The 535-nt window shown below is 37.8% G+C and carries 1 pseudogene; it reads left to right on the top strand.

Annotation, left to right across the window (positions count from 1 at the left end):
- Positions 1 to 296 (top strand): annotated as a pseudogene (locus tag J7R05_RS07665) (hypothetical protein); the annotation flags it as partial.
- Between the last annotated feature and the right edge of the window lie 239 nt (positions 297 to 535).

The following is a 535-nucleotide window of genomic DNA, read 5'->3' as shown; positions in this document are numbered from 1 at the left end:
ATCTGATAACTCATAGCAAACGTCTGTATGCGGCGGATGATAAATTTGAAACAGACAGTGCCAACTTGCTTGTCAAGCGCTGTGATTGTTTACCTAATGCTTTTACTGCACAGGATGTTTATAAACGTGATTGGAAATGTTTGAAAGAGAATGAAGCTGTGAAGCAAGCTTTAGAGCTTGTATGCCGTTGCAATTATATGCGTGAAATCTCTGGAGACAATAGCTCCCAAGGCAGTCGACCTATCATACGTTATGAACAGCATCCTTTAGTGAAAAGTCATAAGACATCGCACTGAGGCAATTTGGAAATCTTATAAAACATTAAACAATATAACAGTGAAGCTGCAAAGCACTCCCCATCATTAGTTTTGGGGGACTTTGGGGATGCCGCTTATATGTATTATTTTATTTTTGATTGAAAAAAATATATAAGGGGGGAAAAGGAACCCTCAAAATCCTCAAAACTTGCGTTATAAACGCTCCATATTTCCTCTATCAATTTCACCTCTTCCATAGTTTTTTCCAAAAACTCTTG

The organism is Bartonella capreoli, assembly GCF_902813205.1.
GTDB classification, from domain to species: Bacteria; Pseudomonadota; Alphaproteobacteria; order Rhizobiales; family Rhizobiaceae; genus Bartonella; species Bartonella schoenbuchensis.
The sequence above is the reverse complement of the archived record's forward strand: the minus strand, read 5'-3'. Positions and strand labels throughout refer to the sequence as shown.